Origin of the sequence: Reichenbachiella sp. (assembly GCF_965233835.1) — a bacterium.
GTDB lineage: Bacteria > Bacteroidota > Bacteroidia > Cytophagales > Cyclobacteriaceae > Reichenbachiella.
In genome coordinates this window covers 3,313,114-3,332,468 of sequence record NZ_OZ247585.1, presented here as the reverse complement: position 1 = coordinate 3,332,468, position 19,355 = coordinate 3,313,114, and the positions used below count along the sequence as shown (strand labels likewise).

The following is a 19,355-nucleotide window of genomic DNA, read 5'->3' as shown; positions in this document are numbered from 1 at the left end:
ATGGCTAGAAGGGGCTTAGGATTTTTATTGTTGTTTGTGTTATCCTTTTGTTCGAACAAATCTCTGTTTGCTCAAACAACAAGTATATCCGGAAAAGTAGTTGATCCCAATGGAGAACCTATGATTGGTGTTTCAGTGGTTGTGGAAAATACCACCAATGGATCAATTACAGATTTAGATGGGAATTTTTCTCTAACGGCTAGCAAGGGTGATGTTTTGGTGGTTAGAATGCTCGGTATGAAGGAGCAGAAATTGACCGTAGGCAACAACAGTCAAAAGATACGAATCAGGCTTCAAGAAGAGTCCGTAGCCTTACAAGAAGTAGTGGTCAATGGATTTCAAGAAGTAGACCGCAAGCTATTTACCGGAGCTTCTGAAAACCTGAAAATGGATGACATCAAAGTGGATGGCATTGTGGATGTCAGTCGAGTGTTGGAAGGTCGTGTGGCGGGGGTGAATGTAGATAATGTGTCTGGCACCTTTGGTTCTTCGCCTAAAATCAGAATTCGAGGAAACGCATCCATTAATGGTAATAATCAACCTCTTTTTGTAGTCGATGGAGTGATTTTGGAAGATTTGGCCAATGTCAATACGGATGATTTTATTTCCGGAAACGCCAATACCTTAATCAGCTCATCTATAGCCAATATCAACCCTGATGACATCGAGTCTTTTCAAATTTTGAAAGATGCTTCTGCCACGGCAATTTATGGAGCGCGTGCTGCTAATGGTGTGATAGTTATTACCACCAAGCGGGGTAAGAGCGGGGCGTTGAGAGTGAATTATTCAGGTAACTATTCTGTAAAAATTCGTCCAACTTATAATCAATTCAGTCTATTGAATTCTACCGAGGAGATGTCTGTTTACAGAGAAATGGCTCAAAAGGGCTTGATTGATATTACGACTTCTGTGAGGGCACAGAATTATGGAGCCATGGGCAAGATGTATACAAAGATTGCTCAGCATGAAATACCCTGGGGTGCCGGAGGCGGACTAAACGAACAGTTTCTCAATCAGTATGAAAATGCCAATACAGATTGGTTTGGTGTATTATTTAGAGACTACGGGTTACAACAGCAGCATTCTTTGAGTTTCACTTCGGGTACAGACAAATCCAATAGTTACTACTCCATTAGTTATTTGAATGATGCTGGCCAGACCATTGCTGATCAGGTTCAGCGGCTAACGGCAAGTTCAAGAAACACCTATTTTCTGTCTGATATTTTCACTTTTGGTCTAAAACTGTCGGCCAGTTATCGTGACCAAACTGTACCAGGTACAAGGAATAGAGAATTTGACCCTATTACTGGTAGATATAGTAGAAGTTTTGATATCAATCCGCTGAGTTATGCCCTCAATACAAGCCGTTCCATCCGTCCGTATGATGAAAATGGGGAATTAGAATACTTCAGAAGAAACTATGCTGATTTCAATATTTTGGAAGAGCTCAATTACAATTTTATAGATATCACTGTGGCTGATGTTTCTACTCAGACTGACTTTGAACTCAATCCAACCAAGAATATTTCACTGAAAGGGGTCATGCAGTTAAGATATGCTTCTACCCAACGTGATCATACGGTGCATGAAAGGTCGAATCAGTCTGAAGCCTATAGGGCGAATGAAACGCAGTTTATTCAGGATGCCAATAATTTACTATACAGAGACCCCGATAATCCAGGGCTGAATCCGGTGGTGGTACTACCTATCGGTGGTTTTAACTACCTGGATAAAAGTGACATGCTTAACTTTTTCAGTAGAGTAAGTGCAGAGTGGTCAAAAACATACAATGAAATCCATCAAATCAATGTATTAGGTGGTCAAGAAATTAGGTTTACCAATAGAAGTGAAAAAAGTACTACAGGATTGGGCGTTGTTTATGAGAGTGGAGGCATCGCAGTGACCGATCCAAACATTGTCGAATTTTTCAACTCACAAAACATTGATATCTACTCCCAAAACCAGTTAAGAGATCGTTTTATAGGGTTGTTCTTGAATGGAGGCTATGCTTACAAGGGTAAGTATATAGCAAATTTCACAGTGAGATACGACGGATCCAACCAATTAGGAGAAAGCAAAAGTGCCAGATACCTTCCGACCTGGAATGTAAGTGGGGCCTGGAATATTCACAGTGAAAACTTCATGTCCAACATGAGCGTGATCAATCAATTGAAATTAAGAGGTACCTATGGTATTTCGGGTAACCTTCCTCCGAATGCGAGTGCATTGCTCAATTTGCAAGCGGATGTAACCGTTCGGCCCACTGATCAAGAACCTTATCTTTATATTCAGGATTTGACTAACTCAGAGTTGACCTGGGAGAAGTTGAAGGAATTGAACATAGGTGTTGATGTTGGATTGATGAATAACAGAATAAACACCTCTATAGATTGGTACAGCCGAAAATCTTTTGACCTGATTGGTCAGGTATTAACGAGTGGAGTAGGCGGACAAAGTGTGAAAACCGGAAATTTTGCGGATATGGAATCTCAGGGATTTGAATTCACTTTAAATACGGTGAATTTGACTCGAGGCGATTTTTCATGGACCACGAACTTTAATATAGGTTACACAAGAGACAAGATTACACGATTGGATTTTGGTCCAAGATTGGTGGATGCCTTAGGACAAAACGGGGCTGCTGTTTTGGGAGGACCGAGAAGAGGGTTGTTTTCCTCTAAGTTTGCTGGCCTTAACAGTTCGGGATTTCCTACTTTCTACGACGAGAATGGTGAAGTGGTATTACAGTACGATTTGCAGAGCAGAGATAATTTGACCACTACTTTAAAATTTGAAGGCTCAACCGAACCAAGAGGAGGAGCAGGTTTGACGAATACATTTACCTGGAAAGGTTTGTCGCTGAGTGTGCTGCTATCTTGCAAGTTTGATTATAAGATTCGTTTGAACGATGTGGTCCAAGCAAATTATACGGATTTTGATGCTTTGCCTGCCGAATTAGCTAATCGATGGGTAGTGCCTGGAGATGAGAATATTACTAATGTACCAGCTATTTTGCCATTTAGAACAGTGGCCGCTGGAGGTACAGATTTGACTAGCTATTCACTTTATAACCAAAGTGATATTCGCGTAGCTGATGGAGATTATATCAGACTTAAAACGGTGAGGCTGTCATACCAGCTACCTACGACTCTGGTGAGTAAAGTAGGACTGAATACTGTGAATTTGAGCGTAGAAGGGCAAAACCTATGGTTGATCTATTCGGATGATGCACTGAATGGTCAAGACCCCGAGTTTTTTAGTTCAGGAGGAGTATCCTTGCCACAACCTAGGTTGGTGACATTTTCTTTAAATATTGGAATCTAAGGAGATGAAGAAATTGATACAAAGAATAACGGTATTTGTTGTGAATTCAATTGAGGTGTTAGTTGAAAAGTTTAAACAGGGGGCAGTATTATGGCTTATCATACTTAGCTCCTGTAATTCATTTTTAGAAGAGATTCCTGATAATAGAGTGTCTTTAGATGATTTGAATAAAGCCGCACAATTGATGACCAATGCTTATTCAGATGCGAGCTATGCGTTTACAGACTGGATGTCTGATGATTTTACCTATACAGTGGGTACTACGCTCAGGCCTGCACATCAGCAGATGTATGTATGGGAAGAACCGTTTTCAGATCCTAATGAGCAGGATACACCAGCTTTTTTCTGGTACCAAACTTATACGGCTATTTCTCATGCTAATGAAGTCCTCAATATTATTGATGATCTTGAAATAGATGAAGCGGATAGAGCTTACCGGGATGCAATAAAAGGAGAAGCTCTATTGGCGCGTGCCTATGGCCATTTTATGTTGGTCAATTTGTTTAGTGAGGATAACTGGATATTGAAAGATGGATCAGGACTGGGTGTGCCATATATTAAAACACCAGAAACCGAATTTTTAGTTGAGTATAGCAGACTGTCTGTGTCGGATACATATGATGAAATTGAAAATGATCTAAAACAAGGATTAGCATTGGTGGATGATAGCTTTTATTCAAATAGCGGTAAATACCATTTTACAAGAAATGCGGCTTTGGCATTTGCTTCTCGATTCTATCTGTTCACCGGGGACTTTATAGAGTGTCTTGAGTACTCCAATGAATTATTGGGTAGCAACCCCGCAGCATTCGTTAGAGATATGACTTCTGAGGAGTTTAGAGCGGCCAAATCTTCAACTACAGGTTACCCACAGCTGTATTCTTCTCCTGACCTACCAAGCAATTTGATGCTTATGAGAAAAATATCGCTGGTACAAAGGACCGATTTTGCTTATGGGGTCGATAGAAATGACTATGGTAGTTTGTTTGCTCGTAATGTATTTGATGATGTAACAGATGAAAGAGAAAACCCTGCTTGGGTGAAAGGGCAAAATGCCTTATATCCGGTACGTTATGAGAGCTTGTTTGAAAGGAGTAGTATTAACTCTAACGTGGGTACACCCTATCATATAGCCCTGCCTTTTAGAGGGGAAGAAGTGCTTTTGAATCGTGTGGAATGTAACATTCAACTGGGAAATAATAATGAGGCCTTAGCCGATTTACAGGTATTAACAGATAGAAGATATTCTGGAGATGATGTGACATTGTCTATGACTCTCTTACGTGATTTTTATCCATCTAGCTGGACAGATTTTACTATACTTTATGAGTATTTAATTCTAGAGCGCCAGAAAGAGTTCATCGCACAAGGCATGCGATGGTTTGATCTTAAGCGGTTTCAGGTTCCCGTAGAGCACTTGGGGCCTGACGGATCTGTAATAGCGACTTTAGAAGCAGATGACAATAGGAAAGTATTGCAAATTCCAACTTCAGCTCAAGAGGTAGGCGGACTAGAACCTAATGAAAGATAATATGAAAGGAGTTTTTAAAGATATGAAACTTTCTCAAGTTAGCTCATTGGTCAAACTAAGCTTTGGTTTGATTGTCGTACTGTTAGTTGCCTGTTTGGAAGAAGATAAGTTGGACACTCCGGTAACAGATGTAGATGCACCAACAACCGATTTGGACAAGTACATCGATGAGAACTTTGTCCAAGAGTATGGAATAGCAGTGCGTTACCGATATGATGAAAAATTTGTAGATCCGGGGCAACAGGTGGCACCACCAAAGCTGGATGTGATCCGGCCCATGCTGGATCTAATTGATGAGTATTGGATAGATGTATATGCTGATGTAGAAGGCGGCGAAGCTTATTTCAGGAGATATGTTCCGGGCGAAATCGTGTTTTTAGGAGGATTGATTTACAACGGGGACGGTACGGTGACTTTAGGAACGGCTGATGCTGGCGCTCGAATTACATTTACCGATGTAAACTCCATTGATGTGAATGATGAAGAATGGCTGCTCAGACAGCTTCATACTGTTTATCATGAGTTTGCTCACATTGTACATCAAAACGACAAGTTGCCTACTGCCTTCGAGGAGATTTCTGCAGAAGGGTATAGTAGTGCAGGGTCTTGGTTTAATGTAACGGAAGAAGAGGCACTGATCAGAGGGTTTGTTTCTCCCTACGGGACAAGTAGTCCGAATGAAGATTTTGCTGAAATCATTGCATTTTATATGGCAGAAGCTGATTTTTTTGATGAGTACATCACTTTAGAGGAAAATTGTACTACTGCAGGTTGTGAGGATCGAAACGCTGGAAGGAAGCTGATCTTAGAGAAATTAAATTCCATTAAGGAACATTACCTGAAATCAACAGGTATAGATTTAGATGATTTGAGAGCATCGGCTTTGTCAAGATTATGATAATTATGAATCGAATTAAAGGACTATATATCATCATCCTTGTTCTTGTTGCTTCGTGTAGTAACGAGATTGATAAGATTACTTCACCGGCAGAGAGAAGCGAGGCAGCAATTAGTGATTTGCAAAATGAACTCGTAGCTCCAGCCAATGGTTGGGTGCTGAATTATCAGCCAACTTCAGAATCGGGCGTTTTTTATATTCTTTTGGATTTTGCCGAAGACGGTACCGTGCATGTAGAATCTGACGTACCCGGAGACGATGATTATTTCTTTGACCAGACCATTGCCTATCGTTTGGATACAAAATTGAGTTTAGAGTTAATATTTGAAACGTACGGAGTTTTTCACTTTCTGTTTGAACAGAATGCCTCTAGCTTCGGGGCTGAGTTTGAATTTTACTATGTAGGCAAAGAAGGAGATAACTTACAATTCGCGAGTAAGTCTGACAACTCAGGAGATGAAACTGTGATATCTCTAGTTCCAGCTTCAACGAATGCCGCCGATGTGTTTTCCAGAGACTTATCTGAAAATATGCTGGCGTATGATACCATTAGCTCATTGTTTGCTGGAACCACACAGCAGATTGCTCTTTCAGATCAAAATATGTCTGTTTTTTGGAGTATTAACTTGGACCAAAGAAACATTAACCTTCGAAGTGCTGCAGTGGGCCTTACTAATGCAGAGATTGTAGCAAATGACAATTCTGTAGTGCTAGACCAAACCTCGGGCTATGGTTTTTTTGACGGTAAGTTAGTGTTGTCAGATCCTTTTAGCTTTAGTTTAGCTGGAAACAGTTACACCTTTTCAGAAATGAACCTTACTAATTTTTCAGAAACAGGAGATCCCATGTGCTCTGGAGGACCTACAATGTCTCCTGTTTACACGGGTAGCGTTACTGGGTTAGGGAATGCAACCATGTATAAGTCATTGTTTGATGTGAAGGGTCTTGATTTTCAGCCTATGGAAGACAATCCTTACAGTGTGAATGTATTTTTTGTAGCTGATGCGAATGGATTTTCTTTGTCTCAAAGTGGTTCTATCAATGAGTTCTTTCCTTCAGCCACTGGCTTTGCTTTCAACTATGGGTTTTTAGATAGTGACAGTGCTTATTATTCTTGTAGTGTGGATTCATTAGTTCAGCCTGAATATGCTACAGGTCTTTATTACGAAGACGACAATGGCAATTCGAGGCTGGCGCTTAGGAAGTTTGATGTGCTAAGTGCCACAGAAAACAAGGTGGAGATTCAATTTACATCTAGCGCTGACCCTGCAGATGATTATTATCCTTGTGACCTTACTACAGAAGAAAGGGATAACCTAGAGTCCATTACAGATGAGATATTTGGAGTTGGTGGAGGAGAAGTTTATTCACTCTACTATCCGGTGCCTACTCAGCCAGATTTGACGGTGTTTGCACTTTATAACCCATGTAACAACTATGAGTTCTTGCTGGTGCAGTAATTGAATTAGATGAGTTCAAACTGAACAGTGAATTTGGTTCCTTTACCTAATTCGCTTTCATACCAAATTTTGCCATTCATTTGCTTTACATACTTTTTTACTATCGAAAGACCTAATCCAGTTGATACTTCGTTGGCCGTAGGTTTGGCACTTAAGGTTTGAAATTTCTTGAATATCTTATTTTGATCATCTTCTGTTAACCCAGGCCCTTGGTCCTTTACACTGAGTTGTACACATCTACCCACAACGATCAAATCCAACGTTATAGTTGTATCAGAGTTTGAGAATTTTATTGCATTGGAAACTAAGTTCTCTACTACCTGATGTAAATGAATATCATCACCTAGAATGTAATGATCTTCTTCAGTGAATGTGCCTGAGATAGTTATGTTTTTAGCCTTAGCTGTTGAGCTGAAGCTTGCTATGGTGTCTTTTATCACCTTAGTAATATTTACTTTCTCTTTATTTGCAGGTTTAGGGGTAGCACTCAGAGCTTCTACATTCAATATTTTACTAATCATAGAAAGGATGCGATCCGATTCGCTCTTGATTAGATTTAATGTGTGATTTTCTGATGCCCCAAATTCCTGATGTTCAGATTGATGAATTTCTGTAAGCCCTTTGATATTATTTATAGGTGCTCGTAAATCGTGCGATAGGATCCTAATCAAGTTGTTCTTTTCATTGTTGATATCAATGAGGTCGTTGTTGTGTTTATAAGCCCTTTCTTTTTGGTCCTCAATCTGGGCATTTAGTTTTTTGCGCTCATTGCTTGACCAAAAGGCTACAATGGCTACAGTAAGGAAAAGAAGTGAGGCAATTACTGCCAAAGTTATTATTGCTCGTTGTCGTTCAATGATTACCTCGTTAAGTCTGGTCTGCTCCCTAAGATATTTGGTTTCAACTTCTGCTTTTTCTGATTGATACTGAGCGTGCAGAGATTCAATTTTTCTTGTGTTTTCTTCATTGAAAATAGAATCTTTGGTTGCTACGTAGAGCTTGAAATAGTTTAGGGCCTGATTATAATTGTTTGATTTTTCAGAAATTTCTGATAACAAATGAAGTGCTTGGGACTTGTTGCTTTTCAGTCCATGTGCTTCATTCAGTACCATACTTTTTTGTATGAATTCTCTCGCTTTTTTTGCATTATTTTTCATCAAGTAGCAGCGAGCTATGTTAATGTAACTGAGGCTTAAGGTGCTGGTATGATTAAGTCGCTTGACATTAACCAAATTTTCTTCGAGAAGTCTTAGCGCCTTATCTGGAAGGTTGGTCTTAATGTATAACTCGGCCAAATCTACATTAGAGATAACCATACCTTCTAAATCGTCCATTGCTTTCCGAAGGTCTTGAGCCTGCTTATAGTACTCTTCGGCCTCCGAATACTGTTCAAGTCCAACAAGTGATCGCCCTATGTTTAAATAACAATAGGCCATTATGTTTTCATTATTGATGATTTTGGCATTTTCCAATGCTCGCTGGAAGTAGTCTATCGCTCCCTTGTAGTTGGTTTGAAAAATGTAAATGTTACCAATGTTTATGAGTGTATAACTAATTTCCTGTAAGTCTTTTGAATATTCGGAAGACTTCAGTGCTTCAAAAAACAGCTCTAAGGCCTTAGAATAATTGCTTCGGTTTCGGTAAGCGATTCCAAGATAATTTAGACTATGATTGATCCCGTTGAGGTAATTCATTTCTCTAGAAAGCCAAAGGGCACGTTCGGCAAAATGAATGGAGGAATCAATATCGATGTTTCGATAATCCCAGCTGATCTGATTGTATAGGTCGACTAGTGTGCTGTCGGCTGCAGTTTTGGAAAGTGATTTTAAACTATCAATTTTCGAAAGAGCAAGAGAAGACTGAGCTACACTCGTGGACGTAGCAATGCCTAGAAAGAAAGACAGCAATAATAAAAGCCTCATTTTATTTAATTAATGAATAACCCTAATTGTGGGGTAATAAGGTGGAGTAAATTAATCAAAATTATCTGACAAGCGCACTTCTCATTTTAATCTAATCACTTAGTGTTTCAATTAATTTGTTCCTTCAGGTAGATTTGTAAATTTGCAATCCAAACAACACTGATCCAATGAATTTCGATGAGATAAGAAAAAATGTCGTTGGTTGCGACCAATCATTCGACACGCCTTTTGGTAGCTTTGATATGCTCTATGCTGACTGGGTAGCCAGCGGTAGACTATATACTCCAATTGAAGAGGCCGTTGCCAAAAAATTTGGCCCATGGGTAGCCAATACTCACTCTTACTCCAATAAAACAGGCAGTCTGATGACTACAGCCTATAACCAAGCCAAACAGATAATTAGAGAACATGTAAATGCTTCTGAAAATGACATGCTTGTGCTTACAGGGTCTGGTATGACTGGCGGCGTAGTACGGCTTCAGCAAATACTTGGACTTTGTGTTCAGCAAAATACACCACAGCTGGATGAGGAAGATCGGCCGATTGTATTTATCACTCATATGGAGCATCATTCTCATCATGTATCTTGGATGGAGACTGTTGCTGATGTGGTCATTGTGCCACCGGGCAAAGATTTGAAAATAGACTTAGACCTGCTGCAAACCGAAATTGACAAATATGCAGATCGGAAACTAAAAATTGGAGCCTTTACTGCAGGTTCGAATGTGACAGGAGTAATTACTCCTATTCATGAAATGGCTGAGGTCATGCACAAAAACGGGGGGTATTGCTTTGTGGATTATGCCGCGACAGCACCTTATGTTGCCATGAATATGCATCCAGAAAATGACCTTCAGGCTTTAGACGCCATTTACTTTTCTCCTCATAAGTTTTTGGGAGGGCCGGGAGCCTGCGGAGTCATGCTCTTTAATAAGAAAATCTATACCGGAAAGTCATGTGTTCCAGGAGGAGGAAACGTGACCTGGACAAACCCATGGGGTGATTATGGATTTACATCTAACGACGAAGCCAAAGAAGATGGAGGTACACCGGGATTTCTTCAAGCCATTCGAGCAGCGCTTGCTATTCGCTTGAAGGATAAGATGGGTACTGAAAATATAGAGTGTAGAGAAGAAGAGCTTGTATCAAAGGCATTCGAAAGAATGAATCAAATTGAGGGTGTTCGTATAGTGGGAGAGCAGGATTCTAAACGAATCGGAGTGGTTTCTTTTAACATCGATGATATACACTACAACGCTGTAGTAAGAATCATGAATGATCGATTTGGTGTTCAAATTAGAGGTGGTTGGGCATGTGCCAGCACGTACTGTCATTATTTGTTCGAATTGGATCAGTCGCAATCCAAAAGACTCACTGACGGTATTGATAGCCAAAACCTTACTGGAAAACCAGGCTGGGCTAGGATGTCGTTGCACCCAACGATGACTAATGAACAGTTGGATTATGCGCTTGACGCTATCGAATATATAGCAAAGAATAAGCAAGAGCTAAAGGAAGAGTACGTCTATGATGTAAAGACTAATGATTTTACACTTCAAAAAGAAGCGGTAGACGATAATGAACAGCAAGCAGCAGAAATGTTTGTGCTGTAAATAAAAAAGGGACGCTTGCTTAAGGCGTCCCAGACTATACTTGAAATTATAATTTAGATTAGCTAGCGTCTTTTATTTGAATTTGCTCCAAAGCCTGATCCTCATTAATTCTATTGGCATCAAGGTCTAAAAGCGTTTGCTGTTTTACCAGCACGTTGATTTCATTGGGGATATCACAGTTGTTGCATTCTGTAAGTCTAATTTGGAAGAGTATGGATTCATCAGGTTCCAGGCTTTTTATTGTTTTTCCATAGTCTATTATATTCCTCTTGAATTCACTAATAAACTGTGGGTATAAGGCCATTACCTCTTCGTTTCGTTCTGTACGACTCAGGTTGCTTTTTCTTTGAGTGGGCATTCTGTAGCTATCTCTTCCGGTGGAAATAGAAGAGTACATTTTCATTCTATATATAACTCCAAAACTCTTTAATCGCTCATAAGAAATGGGAGAGGATGTATAATAGGTTGTTGCCAAGTCGGTTTTGTATAGCCTTTGGAAAATACTTGAAAACAATTCTAAATCTGGGTCAACTTGCTCATCTCCTTTACTTTCAACGAAGTTGATTCTGTTTTCAAATGTTGTTCTGGAAATATGGCCCGCCTTGAAGTCTGCAATGTTCCTTCTAGTAGAAGAGGCGCTAAATTTGCCTCCCTGGTTGGAGGAATTGTAAAGTACGGCTCCAAACCCTTGCGGACCACTTTTAGTGACCAACATTACTTGTTCATTGTTAGCCAATTGACCTATGAGGTCGGCATAATCAGTAAGGAATGTAACCATAACTTCTCTATACAAAGGTTTTAAGTCGTCGAAGTCCTTTTGATATCCCTTGGAAGCATAGCTGTACCCTTTGTCATCTTCGTCGTCATTATCATCAGAGTTGCTATAGGAGTAACGATAGGTATATTCATCATCACTATTAATCACCACTCGGTTCACTTCTCTATGCTCAATGCGTCTTTTTTCGGCTTTTTCTCTTTCTTCTTCTCGCTCACGTCTTCTTTCTAATTGCTCCATTTGTCTTTCTAGCTCCCGTTCTTTCTCCTCTAGGGCACGTTGCTGCTCACGTAGCATTCTTTCATTTTCTCTTTCTATAATTTCAGAATGACGCTCGATTTCTTCTGCCTGTCTGGCTAATATTTCTGCCTGCATTTCAAGCTCTACCATTTCATCGATATCAATTCTGAAGTCTTCTCCATCAAGTACGTAAGTAATGTCGTAAGACGGGTCGAAATTGTGAGAGTAAAATTTGCCAGAACTGTTTATGTTTATCATGACTCCAAAACCAGGGATGTAACTAGCTTTTGGACTGGCTGAATAAAACCGACCATCGTTAGACTCTCCTTTGATCAAAGAAGAAACGACATCCTCAGCAATCTTGAGGTCTCGATCCATTTTAGACTGATCTATATTCTGCCCCCAAAGCGTTGTGCCTTGGAGTGAACAAAATATGGCTATTAGAATATACTTTAATTTCATGTGCGTACTTATTTACTTTGAGTTTTGACCATATCATACAGGCTGGCGAGCAACTGATCTTGTTCCAGTTGTTTGACGTCCTGTGTGTTTTGTATTTTGCTCAAGCTAGTCTCAATTAACCTCATGTCGTAGTTTCGTTGATTTTGGTAAAATTCATTAAAATCGGCCATGACGGTTTTTACATATTTCTTTTGCTTTTCAGTAGATACAGTAAAGAAATTCTGAATGATCTCTTTATTTTCGTCATTCAACTGAGCCACGTATTGCTGCATCAATTGGCCTGTACCTGCCGCATGACTTTTCATCATATTTGTCATTAATGCAATGTTTTTCTGATCTTGATTTTCCATTTCGGAAGTCAACTGCGTTTGAACCGCTGCAATTTTCTGATCTGTAGATGATTCGTAGTCATCCATTACTTCAGTCATCCAAGCTTTTACATTCTCTTTATTCAATTCCTCATCAGCGAGTGGTGTTAGTTCGCCAAATCCTATTTGCAGGCCTTGAGCGGAATTTGATATGTTAAAATTTAACAGTGCTGCTGAAATCAATAATAAACTCAAGCCGGCAGCAATGGATCCTACCCACCTAAAGGCTTCTGACTGAAAGAAGGAAACTGATTTCTGCTCTTTATTAAAAACAAAAGTGGGGGGGATGATCTCCTTGTCCTCGAGTGTGCCCAGCGCATTTCTTGTGGCTTGCATACTTTCCATCTCTTGCTTCAGCTCGGGGTGTTCTTTCAACAAGCTTTCTACTTCTTTGATTTCCTCTTTGGGCAACTCACCATACAAATAGTCGATGATTTTTGCCTCATCAATTTTATTTTCCATCATGGTATGATTCATTAAATGCTCTACTCTTTTCTAATATTTTTTTCAAATGGCTCAATCCGTAATACAATCTTGATTTCACCGTATTTTCTGAAACGTTCAATATTTCTGCGATTTCTCTAAATTTCAATCCTTCATACTCTTTCATGATCAAAACCGCCTTTTGCTCTTCACCCAATTCATTGATTGCTTCTGTTACTATATCACTCATTTCTGACTTGACATAATCTGATTCGGGGCTGCTGGTTTGTTCTTGTTTGTACTTCACCTCACTTACCTCATCAGAAGAAACAAACATTTTTGACAATCGGCCAAATTTTCGATCTTCTTCACGACACTGGTTCAGCGCAATCACATATATCCAGGACTTAAATTTTTCAATTTCCTTCAATTGCCCCAGATGGTCAAACACCTTGATAAAGGTTTTTTGTGTTGCCTCCGTTGCCAGATCATGATCATTGAAATATTTAAGAGAAAAATTATAAATTCTCTTGTGCCAGAGACTCACCAGCTTATTAAATGCTCCCTTGTCTCCAAGTTTGGCACGATCAATGATGTTCTCCGAATGATTCATCGCAATGTCTAGCAATGTCGCGGTACTCATAAATACTTAATCGGTTAATTGTGCGTTTCGGTATTATGATGAAGGTGACATCAGAAAAGTTTTAATTATTTGTAAAAAGATACCTATTAAATTTAATAATTATGAAAAATGTCGGTTTGCTTTTGTTTTTGACTGCTTTTTTGTGGTCTTGTACAGAGGAAGAAGCTAAAGAAAATACTGTAGCTGAATTTCCTGAAACGTTCACAGTAGATATCCCTAGTACCTTGAGTAATTCAGCGGGGTTAAGTGCTGGACGTGTAAAAATGAATGAAGAATCTGTTTCTGGCAATACCATCTATGGTGCGCTAAGAGAATTTATTTATGTGGGGGAGGAAGCCGCGACCGTTTTGCAGAAAGTTGTAACGATAGTAGGCATTGCCCATGTGGCAAATGTCGAAACTTTTACCATTGAAAGTGACGAGGATGGTCGATCTAAGACATTTACGTTTAATGATGGAGTGTCGTATGATGGAGTCAATTATGAACATGAGATGATTGTAGAAGATGAAGATGGAAGTCTGGCGCTTCAGGTTGTCTGGAATAGTAACCCTGTTAGCGGGACAGCTATTTTAAACCCTTACTATATCAATAGATTGGAAGGAGAAGATTTTATAGATACCTTCTATAGACTTGACTATGAAGAGTCAAGTGATAACTCAAAACAAACAATGACTGTTACGATCGATGGCTTTCCTAATGAGGATGAATTGAATAAGCTTAAAATGACAGTAGTAAAATCTGGAGACCTCTATGAGGTTTTTGGTAATTCGAATCATCTGAATTTAGAATTGGTAAATGCTGACTTGGCTGTGGATAGAAACTATGCCTTCATTGCCAGAGCTGACGATGCCAATGATATTGCAGTGGCGGAAGTAGCACTTCCCCTGTCTACTGTTGAGACGGCAGATGTGATGGATGATTATTCCATTTATACCGTTTTCGATGCAGAGCTGAAAAGTCTAGGAGTGACTGATCAAACCGTGATAGATGCGCATTTAACCAATGCTGTACCGCCGGCATACTTTGATAAGGAGACTGGCTTCCTTGGGGCAGGGGATGACGTACCTTCAAATGAAGCTTTCACTTCTGAATTTATTGATTTATCAGATATGTCACCCTATGTGCCAAAGGATGTGGCTAGTCTTTCTGTGACTTTCTTAAAATAAGATTAATAAAAAAGGAGAGCTGATTTGGCTCTCCTTTTTTATTTAAAATCCTCTAAGATGTTTATTCCTCATATGGGTTTCCAAATTGTTCCCAAGTAATAACTGTGCAAGATGCTTGACTTTGATCACTTGCAATTATTAGTTCATCATCATTTAATCCTCTAAGAGTGAATTCTACCTGTCCAGCTTGAACATTTACATAAATGGCGTCTTTGGTGTTAGAATCAACCCATTGCCAGCTACCTGCTGAGATTGGAGTACCTTCTTTACTGGACTGATAATAATATTGGCCAGAAGGGTAAAAAGCATAATAGTATTCAGTGGTGACTTCTTGGCTTTCGGCATCCCCACATTCTCCAGAGAGGTCTATTTTACTGACTTTTTGAAGCCACCATTTTTGACCTACTGCGGCGCTTCGCCCTGAAGAACTTGCCGATCCAGAGAGTGCAGCATCTCTCAACTCAATATCAACAATTTCACTACTAGGAACACTTGCGAATGGATCATCATTGTCATCATCTCCGCCACAAGCAAAAACTAAAATGGATAGAGTAAGGACGGAAAATATGGCTTTCAATTTCATAGCTATTTTTTTAAAGTTTGTAACTGACTTATTTAAGTCAAGTTTAAAGCTAAAAAGAATTGGAGACCAAATAACTAGGCAAATGGTAGAATTGTTTAAAAATACTTATTTCTAAGTACGTTTAAAGAGAATTATAAAAGGCTGTGATACGAACAATATCTCTCATTTCATCTGTTTTGAGCTTGTTTACCTTGACGTATTCTTTTACTTGATTTGAATTTTTACTTAGTATTTCAAATAAGTGGTTTTTCTTTCCATTGTACATCTCCATATTTCCATCGGTATCCACAAAGTAGTAGGTGAAGGAAAGTTTCTCGGATGAAGCAGCAGGTCCGTTGAAATAGGACTGACTATAGGGATCAGTAGTCATGACGATCTTTTCCCTGACCAGCAATGAGGTTTTACCTTCATACAAAACTTCAAACAAGACGGGGACTTTATAGTTGGATTCTACTTGATAGGGTATCGCGTAAAATTGGCGATATGTTTTTAGGATGCTGTCATATATTTCAAAGTACAGAATTTTCTTACTGCTATAGGTTTGAACCTTTTCATTTTCAACTACAACCTGAACAGCATTAGTTTCCATGTCGTACTTCACGTCCCCTCGAACGGTATCCTGATCTTCTGTGACTAACCAACCTTTATGAAACATGCGAGAAGAGAACTCTTGTGCTGCACTGGGTAGCACAAGAGCTAGTAGTACGAAAAATATAGAAACCTTTTTAATCATTCTTTAATATACTATGACCCATTTTATCTCGCTTGGTTTCGAGGTACTTTTTATTATGTACGTTTGGGTCTACCTCAATAGGAATGTTTTCTACAATTTCCAGGCCATATCCCATTAATCCGACTCTTTTTGTTGGATTATTAGTGATCAACTTAATTTTTTCCACACCAAGGTCATGCAATATCTGAGCACCCACGCCATAGTCTCTATGATCGCCCTGGAAACCTAATTTTTCATTTGCCTCAACAGTGTCCAGTCCTTCTTCCTGAAGTTTATAGGCTTTAAGCTTATTCAAAAGACCGATACCACGGCCTTCCTGGTTCATATATACAATGACTCCTTTGCCTTCTTTTTCTACCATGGTCATAGCATTGTGTAATTGTTCTCCACAGTCGCATCGGCACGAACCAAAAATATCTCCTGTTAAACAGGAAGAATGCACTCTAACCATCACTGGTTCTTTAGGATCCCAATCTCCTTTTACTAAGGCTAGATGGTGTTCGCCTGTACTGATTTGTTTGTAGGCGGTCATTTTGAAATTGCCCCATTCGGTAGGCATGTCCACTTTGATTTCTTTTTCTATCAAAGATTCTTTCTCCATTCTATAGGCGATGAGGTCTTTGATTGAGATCAATTTTAAATTGAATTTATCGGCGACTACTTTTAATTCAGGTAATCTGGCCATAGTGCCATCCTCGTTTAGAATTTCCACCAAAACACCAGCTGGAAATTTGCCTGCTAATCTGGCCAGGTCAATGGCGGCTTCGGTGTGTCCAGCCCTACGAAGAACCCCACCTTTTTTTGCTTTCAACGGAAAAATGTGGCCCGGTTTGCCTAGTTCTTCAGGTTTTGTGTTTGGGTCAACCAAAGCTTTGATTGTTTTTGACCGATCACTTGCAGAAATACCTGTAGTACAGCCGTAGCCAATCAAGTCTACCGATACGGTAAACGGAGTTTCGTGGAGAACGGTGTTCTTGCCTACCATTAGTTCGAGACCCAATTCATCGCACCTTTCTTCCACCAAAGGGGCGCAGATTAGTCCTCGACCATGCGTGGCCATAAAGTTGACAATCTCAGGCGTGATGCTTTCTGCTGCACATATAAAATCTCCTTCGTTCTCTCTGTCTTCATCGTCTACCACGATGATTACTTCTCCATTTTTTATGGCCTCTATTGCTTCTGATACAGGGTCTAGCATATTACTTTGGGTTTACTTCACGGTTACGTTTCCAAGGGTTTTAGCTATGGTCATTTCCATGCTTTTCAAGTCTCCCTGGATGCTTAAAAATTTATTTATCTGCTCTTCTCCGCTTGCTGATTTGATGTTTTCCATATTTTCAGCAATCATCTTTTGAATGATACGGAATTTGAGCCGCAAGATATTAGTATATGTCGAATTTTTTAATGTCTGAGATTCATGGGCTACATGAATTTGGAACTTATCGGACCAGTTGGTACTTATTTCGTAGCGTTCCGTAGATAAATCTACCGCGGCTTGTTTCACAGCCAAGTCTTCATGATCTAGAAAATGCTGGATGGTGCTGATTTTGCCATGGGCCAGGTTTTCCTTATATATCTCTAGTATCTTGTTGTATATGGGTGTTTCGAAAGTGATATCTTCTGATTCGGACATGAAGTAATCTGCCAAAGGTATTTCACCTTCTTCCATACCTTCTATGAGCTCAGATCCATAGTTGATCAGCATTCGTATGCTTTCTCGCTCCTGAACTTTGATGATGTCATCACGACTGATTTTGGTTTCGGTCTTTTCAGGTTCAAAGGCTTCAGGTGGAATTTCAGGAACGGGAGCTTCCCATTTTTCCTTACTATTCTTAAGTAGGAGCTTGTTGGTCTCGCTGATGAGTGTTTCTTCATCTACATGTAACAGACGACTACATTCCTGGATATAAACAGTTCTTTGTATCGGATCCGGAATCAGCGATATACTTTGTACGATCTCTCGTATGCTTTCCGCTTTTTTGATCGGATCGTCTCCTCCGTCTTTTAAGAATATCCCAGTTTTGAAAGCAATAAAATCCTGCGCATGTTCATCCAGATATTCCTTAAAGGCTGCTCCACCTAACTGCTTAGAATAGCTGTCAGGATCTTCACCTTCAGGAAAAGGAACAGCTTTTACATTCAACCCACCAGTGAGCATCATATCAATACCACGCATAGATGCCTTTATACCGGCTTTGTCTCCATCGAACAGTACGGTTACATTTTTGGTATAGCGCTGAATGAGCTTGATTTGATCCTCAGTCAACGATGTGCCGGAAGAGGCTACCACGTTAGTAATGCCGGCTTGGCTCAGAGATACTACATCCGTGTATCCTTCAACCAGATAGCAGTTTTCCTGATTTCTGATTTCGTTTTTAGCCTGAAAAATGCCATAAAGAATTTTACTTTTGGTGTAGAGCTCAGTCTCAGGGCTATTAATGTACTTGGGGCCTTTTTCATTGGATTTGAGCGTTCGGGCACCAAAGGCGATTACTTTTCCAGTTATGTTATGTATGGGGAATACGACTCTGCCACGAAATCGATCATAGGCCTTGTCTTCCTTTACAATTTTTAGCCCTGTTTGTTCCAGGAATTCATCCTTGTGACCGGCATCCTTTGCTGCATCAATCAATCCTTGCCATTGATCTAGCGCATATCCAAGATCAAATCTCTTAATTGTTTCTTCACTAAAACCTCGTTCCTTGAAATAGGAGAGACCAATGCTTTTCCCTTCGTCTGTTTTCCAGAGGTTTTCAATGAAATGATCTTTGGCAAAATTTAGCGTGATGAATAAACTCTCACGCAAACTTTGTTCAGCTTGATAGTTAGGATCAACTTCATCCTCTTCGATCGTAATGGCGTATTTCTGAGCCAGGTACTTGAGGGCTTCGATATAGCTCAATCCATCGACTTCCATTAGGAAAGAAATGGCATCTCCACCTTTGCCAGTACTAAAGCATTTGAAAATACCCTTGGCAGGAGACACCATAAAAGAAGGCGTCTTTTCATTTGTGAAAGGACTCAGGGCCTTGTAGCTGGATCCGGATTTTTTGAGGGCAACAAAGTCGCTCACCACCTCATAGATATCCATCCTGCTTTTGATTTCTTCTATGGTTTGACTTTTGATCAACTAAATGAAATGATTTTGTTTTTGCCCGTATCGGAGTGCAAATCTAAAACGAAATTGCTTGATTATGTGATACAAAACAGGGAT

General features: G+C 39.7%; 14 protein-coding genes. 6 read left to right on the top strand and 8 right to left on the bottom strand.

Annotated elements, in window-relative coordinates; genetic code table 11:
* From ACO6S2_RS14045 to ACO6S2_RS14030, 4 genes are read left to right on the top strand one after another with little or no spacing between them, the layout of a single operon-like run.
* Window positions 1-3,324, top strand: coding sequence for a SusC/RagA family TonB-linked outer membrane protein (locus tag ACO6S2_RS14045; protein WP_422359190.1), 3,324 nt, complete (start codon window positions 1-3; stop codon window positions 3,322-3,324).
* Window positions 3,325-3,328: 4 nt separating this feature from the next.
* Entirely contained in the window at window positions 3,329-4,855 is a 1,527-nt protein-coding gene (locus ACO6S2_RS14040) for a RagB/SusD family nutrient uptake outer membrane protein (protein ID WP_422359189.1), read from the top strand.
* A 1-nt stretch (window position 4,856) separates the two neighbouring features.
* Window positions 4,857-5,753, top strand: a complete 897-nt coding sequence (locus ACO6S2_RS14035) for a substrate import-associated zinc metallohydrolase lipoprotein (RefSeq protein ID WP_422359188.1) — start codon at window positions 4,857-4,859, stop codon at window positions 5,751-5,753.
* 5 nt (window positions 5,754-5,758) lie between these two features.
* The gene (locus ACO6S2_RS14030; protein WP_422359187.1) at window positions 5,759-7,213 is read left to right on the top strand and encodes a DUF4302 domain-containing protein; all 1,455 of its coding nucleotides are present in this window, start codon (window positions 5,759-5,761) and stop codon (window positions 7,211-7,213) included.
* A gap of 5 nt (window positions 7,214-7,218) precedes the next feature.
* Here ACO6S2_RS14030 and ACO6S2_RS14025 read toward each other — a convergent pair whose 3' ends face one another.
* The gene (locus ACO6S2_RS14025) at window positions 7,219-9,135 is read right to left on the bottom strand and encodes a tetratricopeptide repeat-containing sensor histidine kinase (protein ID WP_422359186.1); all 1,917 of its coding nucleotides are present in this window, start codon (window positions 9,133-9,135) and stop codon (window positions 7,219-7,221) included.
* Between the two features lie 167 nt (window positions 9,136-9,302).
* Here ACO6S2_RS14025 and ACO6S2_RS14020 point away from each other — a divergent pair, with 167 nt between their 5' ends.
* Window positions 9,303-10,748, top strand: coding sequence for an aminotransferase class V-fold PLP-dependent enzyme (locus tag ACO6S2_RS14020; protein WP_422359185.1), 1,446 nt, complete (start codon window positions 9,303-9,305; stop codon window positions 10,746-10,748).
* 58 nt (window positions 10,749-10,806) lie between these two features.
* On the opposite strand, the gene ACO6S2_RS14015 is transcribed toward ACO6S2_RS14020, so the two are convergent.
* From ACO6S2_RS14015 to ACO6S2_RS14005, 3 genes are read right to left on the bottom strand one after another with little or no spacing between them, the layout of a single operon-like run.
* Entirely contained in the window at window positions 10,807-12,225 is a 1,419-nt protein-coding gene (locus tag ACO6S2_RS14015; protein ID WP_422359184.1) for a hypothetical protein, read from the bottom strand.
* 8 nt (window positions 12,226-12,233) lie between these two features.
* Entirely contained in the window at window positions 12,234-13,058 is an 825-nt protein-coding gene (locus tag ACO6S2_RS14010) for an anti-sigma factor family protein (RefSeq protein ID WP_422359183.1), read from the bottom strand.
* On the bottom strand, window positions 13,045-13,659 hold the full coding sequence (locus ACO6S2_RS14005; protein ID WP_422359182.1) for an RNA polymerase sigma factor: 615 nt from the start codon (window positions 13,657-13,659) through the stop codon (window positions 13,045-13,047). The genes ACO6S2_RS14010 and ACO6S2_RS14005 overlap by 14 nt, the downstream gene beginning before the upstream one ends.
* A 101-nt stretch (window positions 13,660-13,760) precedes the next feature.
* Here ACO6S2_RS14005 and ACO6S2_RS14000 point away from each other — a divergent pair, with 101 nt between their 5' ends.
* Complete coding sequence (locus ACO6S2_RS14000) at window positions 13,761-14,825, top strand: hypothetical protein (protein ID WP_422359181.1); 1,065 nt, start codon at window positions 13,761-13,763, stop codon at window positions 14,823-14,825.
* Window positions 14,826-14,886: 61 nt separating this feature from the next.
* Here ACO6S2_RS14000 and ACO6S2_RS13995 read toward each other — a convergent pair whose 3' ends face one another.
* From ACO6S2_RS13995 to dnaG, 4 genes are all read right to left on the bottom strand, one after another.
* Window positions 14,887-15,408, bottom strand: a complete 522-nt coding sequence (locus ACO6S2_RS13995; protein ID WP_422359180.1) for a hypothetical protein — start codon at window positions 15,406-15,408, stop codon at window positions 14,887-14,889.
* A 121-nt stretch (window positions 15,409-15,529) separates the two neighbouring features.
* The gene (locus tag ACO6S2_RS13990; RefSeq protein WP_422359179.1) at window positions 15,530-16,141 is read right to left on the bottom strand and encodes a hypothetical protein; all 612 of its coding nucleotides are present in this window, start codon (window positions 16,139-16,141) and stop codon (window positions 15,530-15,532) included.
* Window positions 16,134-17,339 (bottom strand): bifunctional 3,4-dihydroxy-2-butanone-4-phosphate synthase/GTP cyclohydrolase II, encoded by a 1,206-nt coding sequence (locus ACO6S2_RS13985; RefSeq protein ID WP_422359178.1) that lies wholly within the window; start codon window positions 17,337-17,339, stop codon window positions 16,134-16,136. Before ACO6S2_RS13985 ends, ACO6S2_RS13990 begins: the two co-directional genes overlap by 8 nt.
* Window positions 17,340-17,351: 12 nt before the next feature.
* A complete protein-coding gene (gene dnaG / locus ACO6S2_RS13980; protein WP_422359177.1) occupies window positions 17,352-19,271 on the bottom strand; it encodes a DNA primase in 1,920 nt (639 codons plus the stop codon).
* Between the last annotated feature and the right edge of the window lie 84 nt (window positions 19,272-19,355).

Coding starts and splice junctions, on each gene's coding strand:
- ACO6S2_RS14045 (WP_422359190.1), top strand. CDS start 1: ATGGCTAGAAGGGGCTTAGGATTTTTATTGTTGTTTGTGTTATCCTTT.
- ACO6S2_RS14040 (WP_422359189.1), top strand. CDS start 3,329: ATGAAGAAATTGATACAAAGAATAACGGTATTTGTTGTGAATTCAATT.
- ACO6S2_RS14035 (WP_422359188.1), top strand. CDS start 4,857: ATGAAAGGAGTTTTTAAAGATATGAAACTTTCTCAAGTTAGCTCATTG.
- ACO6S2_RS14030 (WP_422359187.1), top strand. CDS start 5,759: ATGAATCGAATTAAAGGACTATATATCATCATCCTTGTTCTTGTTGCT.
- ACO6S2_RS14025 (WP_422359186.1), bottom strand. CDS start 9,135: ATGAGGCTTTTATTATTGCTGTCTTTCTTTCTAGGCATTGCTACGTCC.
- ACO6S2_RS14020 (WP_422359185.1), top strand. CDS start 9,303: ATGAATTTCGATGAGATAAGAAAAAATGTCGTTGGTTGCGACCAATCA.
- ACO6S2_RS14015 (WP_422359184.1), bottom strand. CDS start 12,225: ATGAAATTAAAGTATATTCTAATAGCCATATTTTGTTCACTCCAAGGC.
- ACO6S2_RS14010 (WP_422359183.1), bottom strand. CDS start 13,058: ATGATGGAAAATAAAATTGATGAGGCAAAAATCATCGACTATTTGTAT.
- ACO6S2_RS14005 (WP_422359182.1), bottom strand. CDS start 13,659: ATGAGTACCGCGACATTGCTAGACATTGCGATGAATCATTCGGAGAAC.
- ACO6S2_RS14000 (WP_422359181.1), top strand. CDS start 13,761: ATGAAAAATGTCGGTTTGCTTTTGTTTTTGACTGCTTTTTTGTGGTCT.
- ACO6S2_RS13995 (WP_422359180.1), bottom strand. CDS start 15,408: ATGAAATTGAAAGCCATATTTTCCGTCCTTACTCTATCCATTTTAGTT.
- ACO6S2_RS13990 (WP_422359179.1), bottom strand. CDS start 16,141: ATGATTAAAAAGGTTTCTATATTTTTCGTACTACTAGCTCTTGTGCTA.
- ACO6S2_RS13985 (WP_422359178.1), bottom strand. CDS start 17,339: ATGCTAGACCCTGTATCAGAAGCAATAGAGGCCATAAAAAATGGAGAA.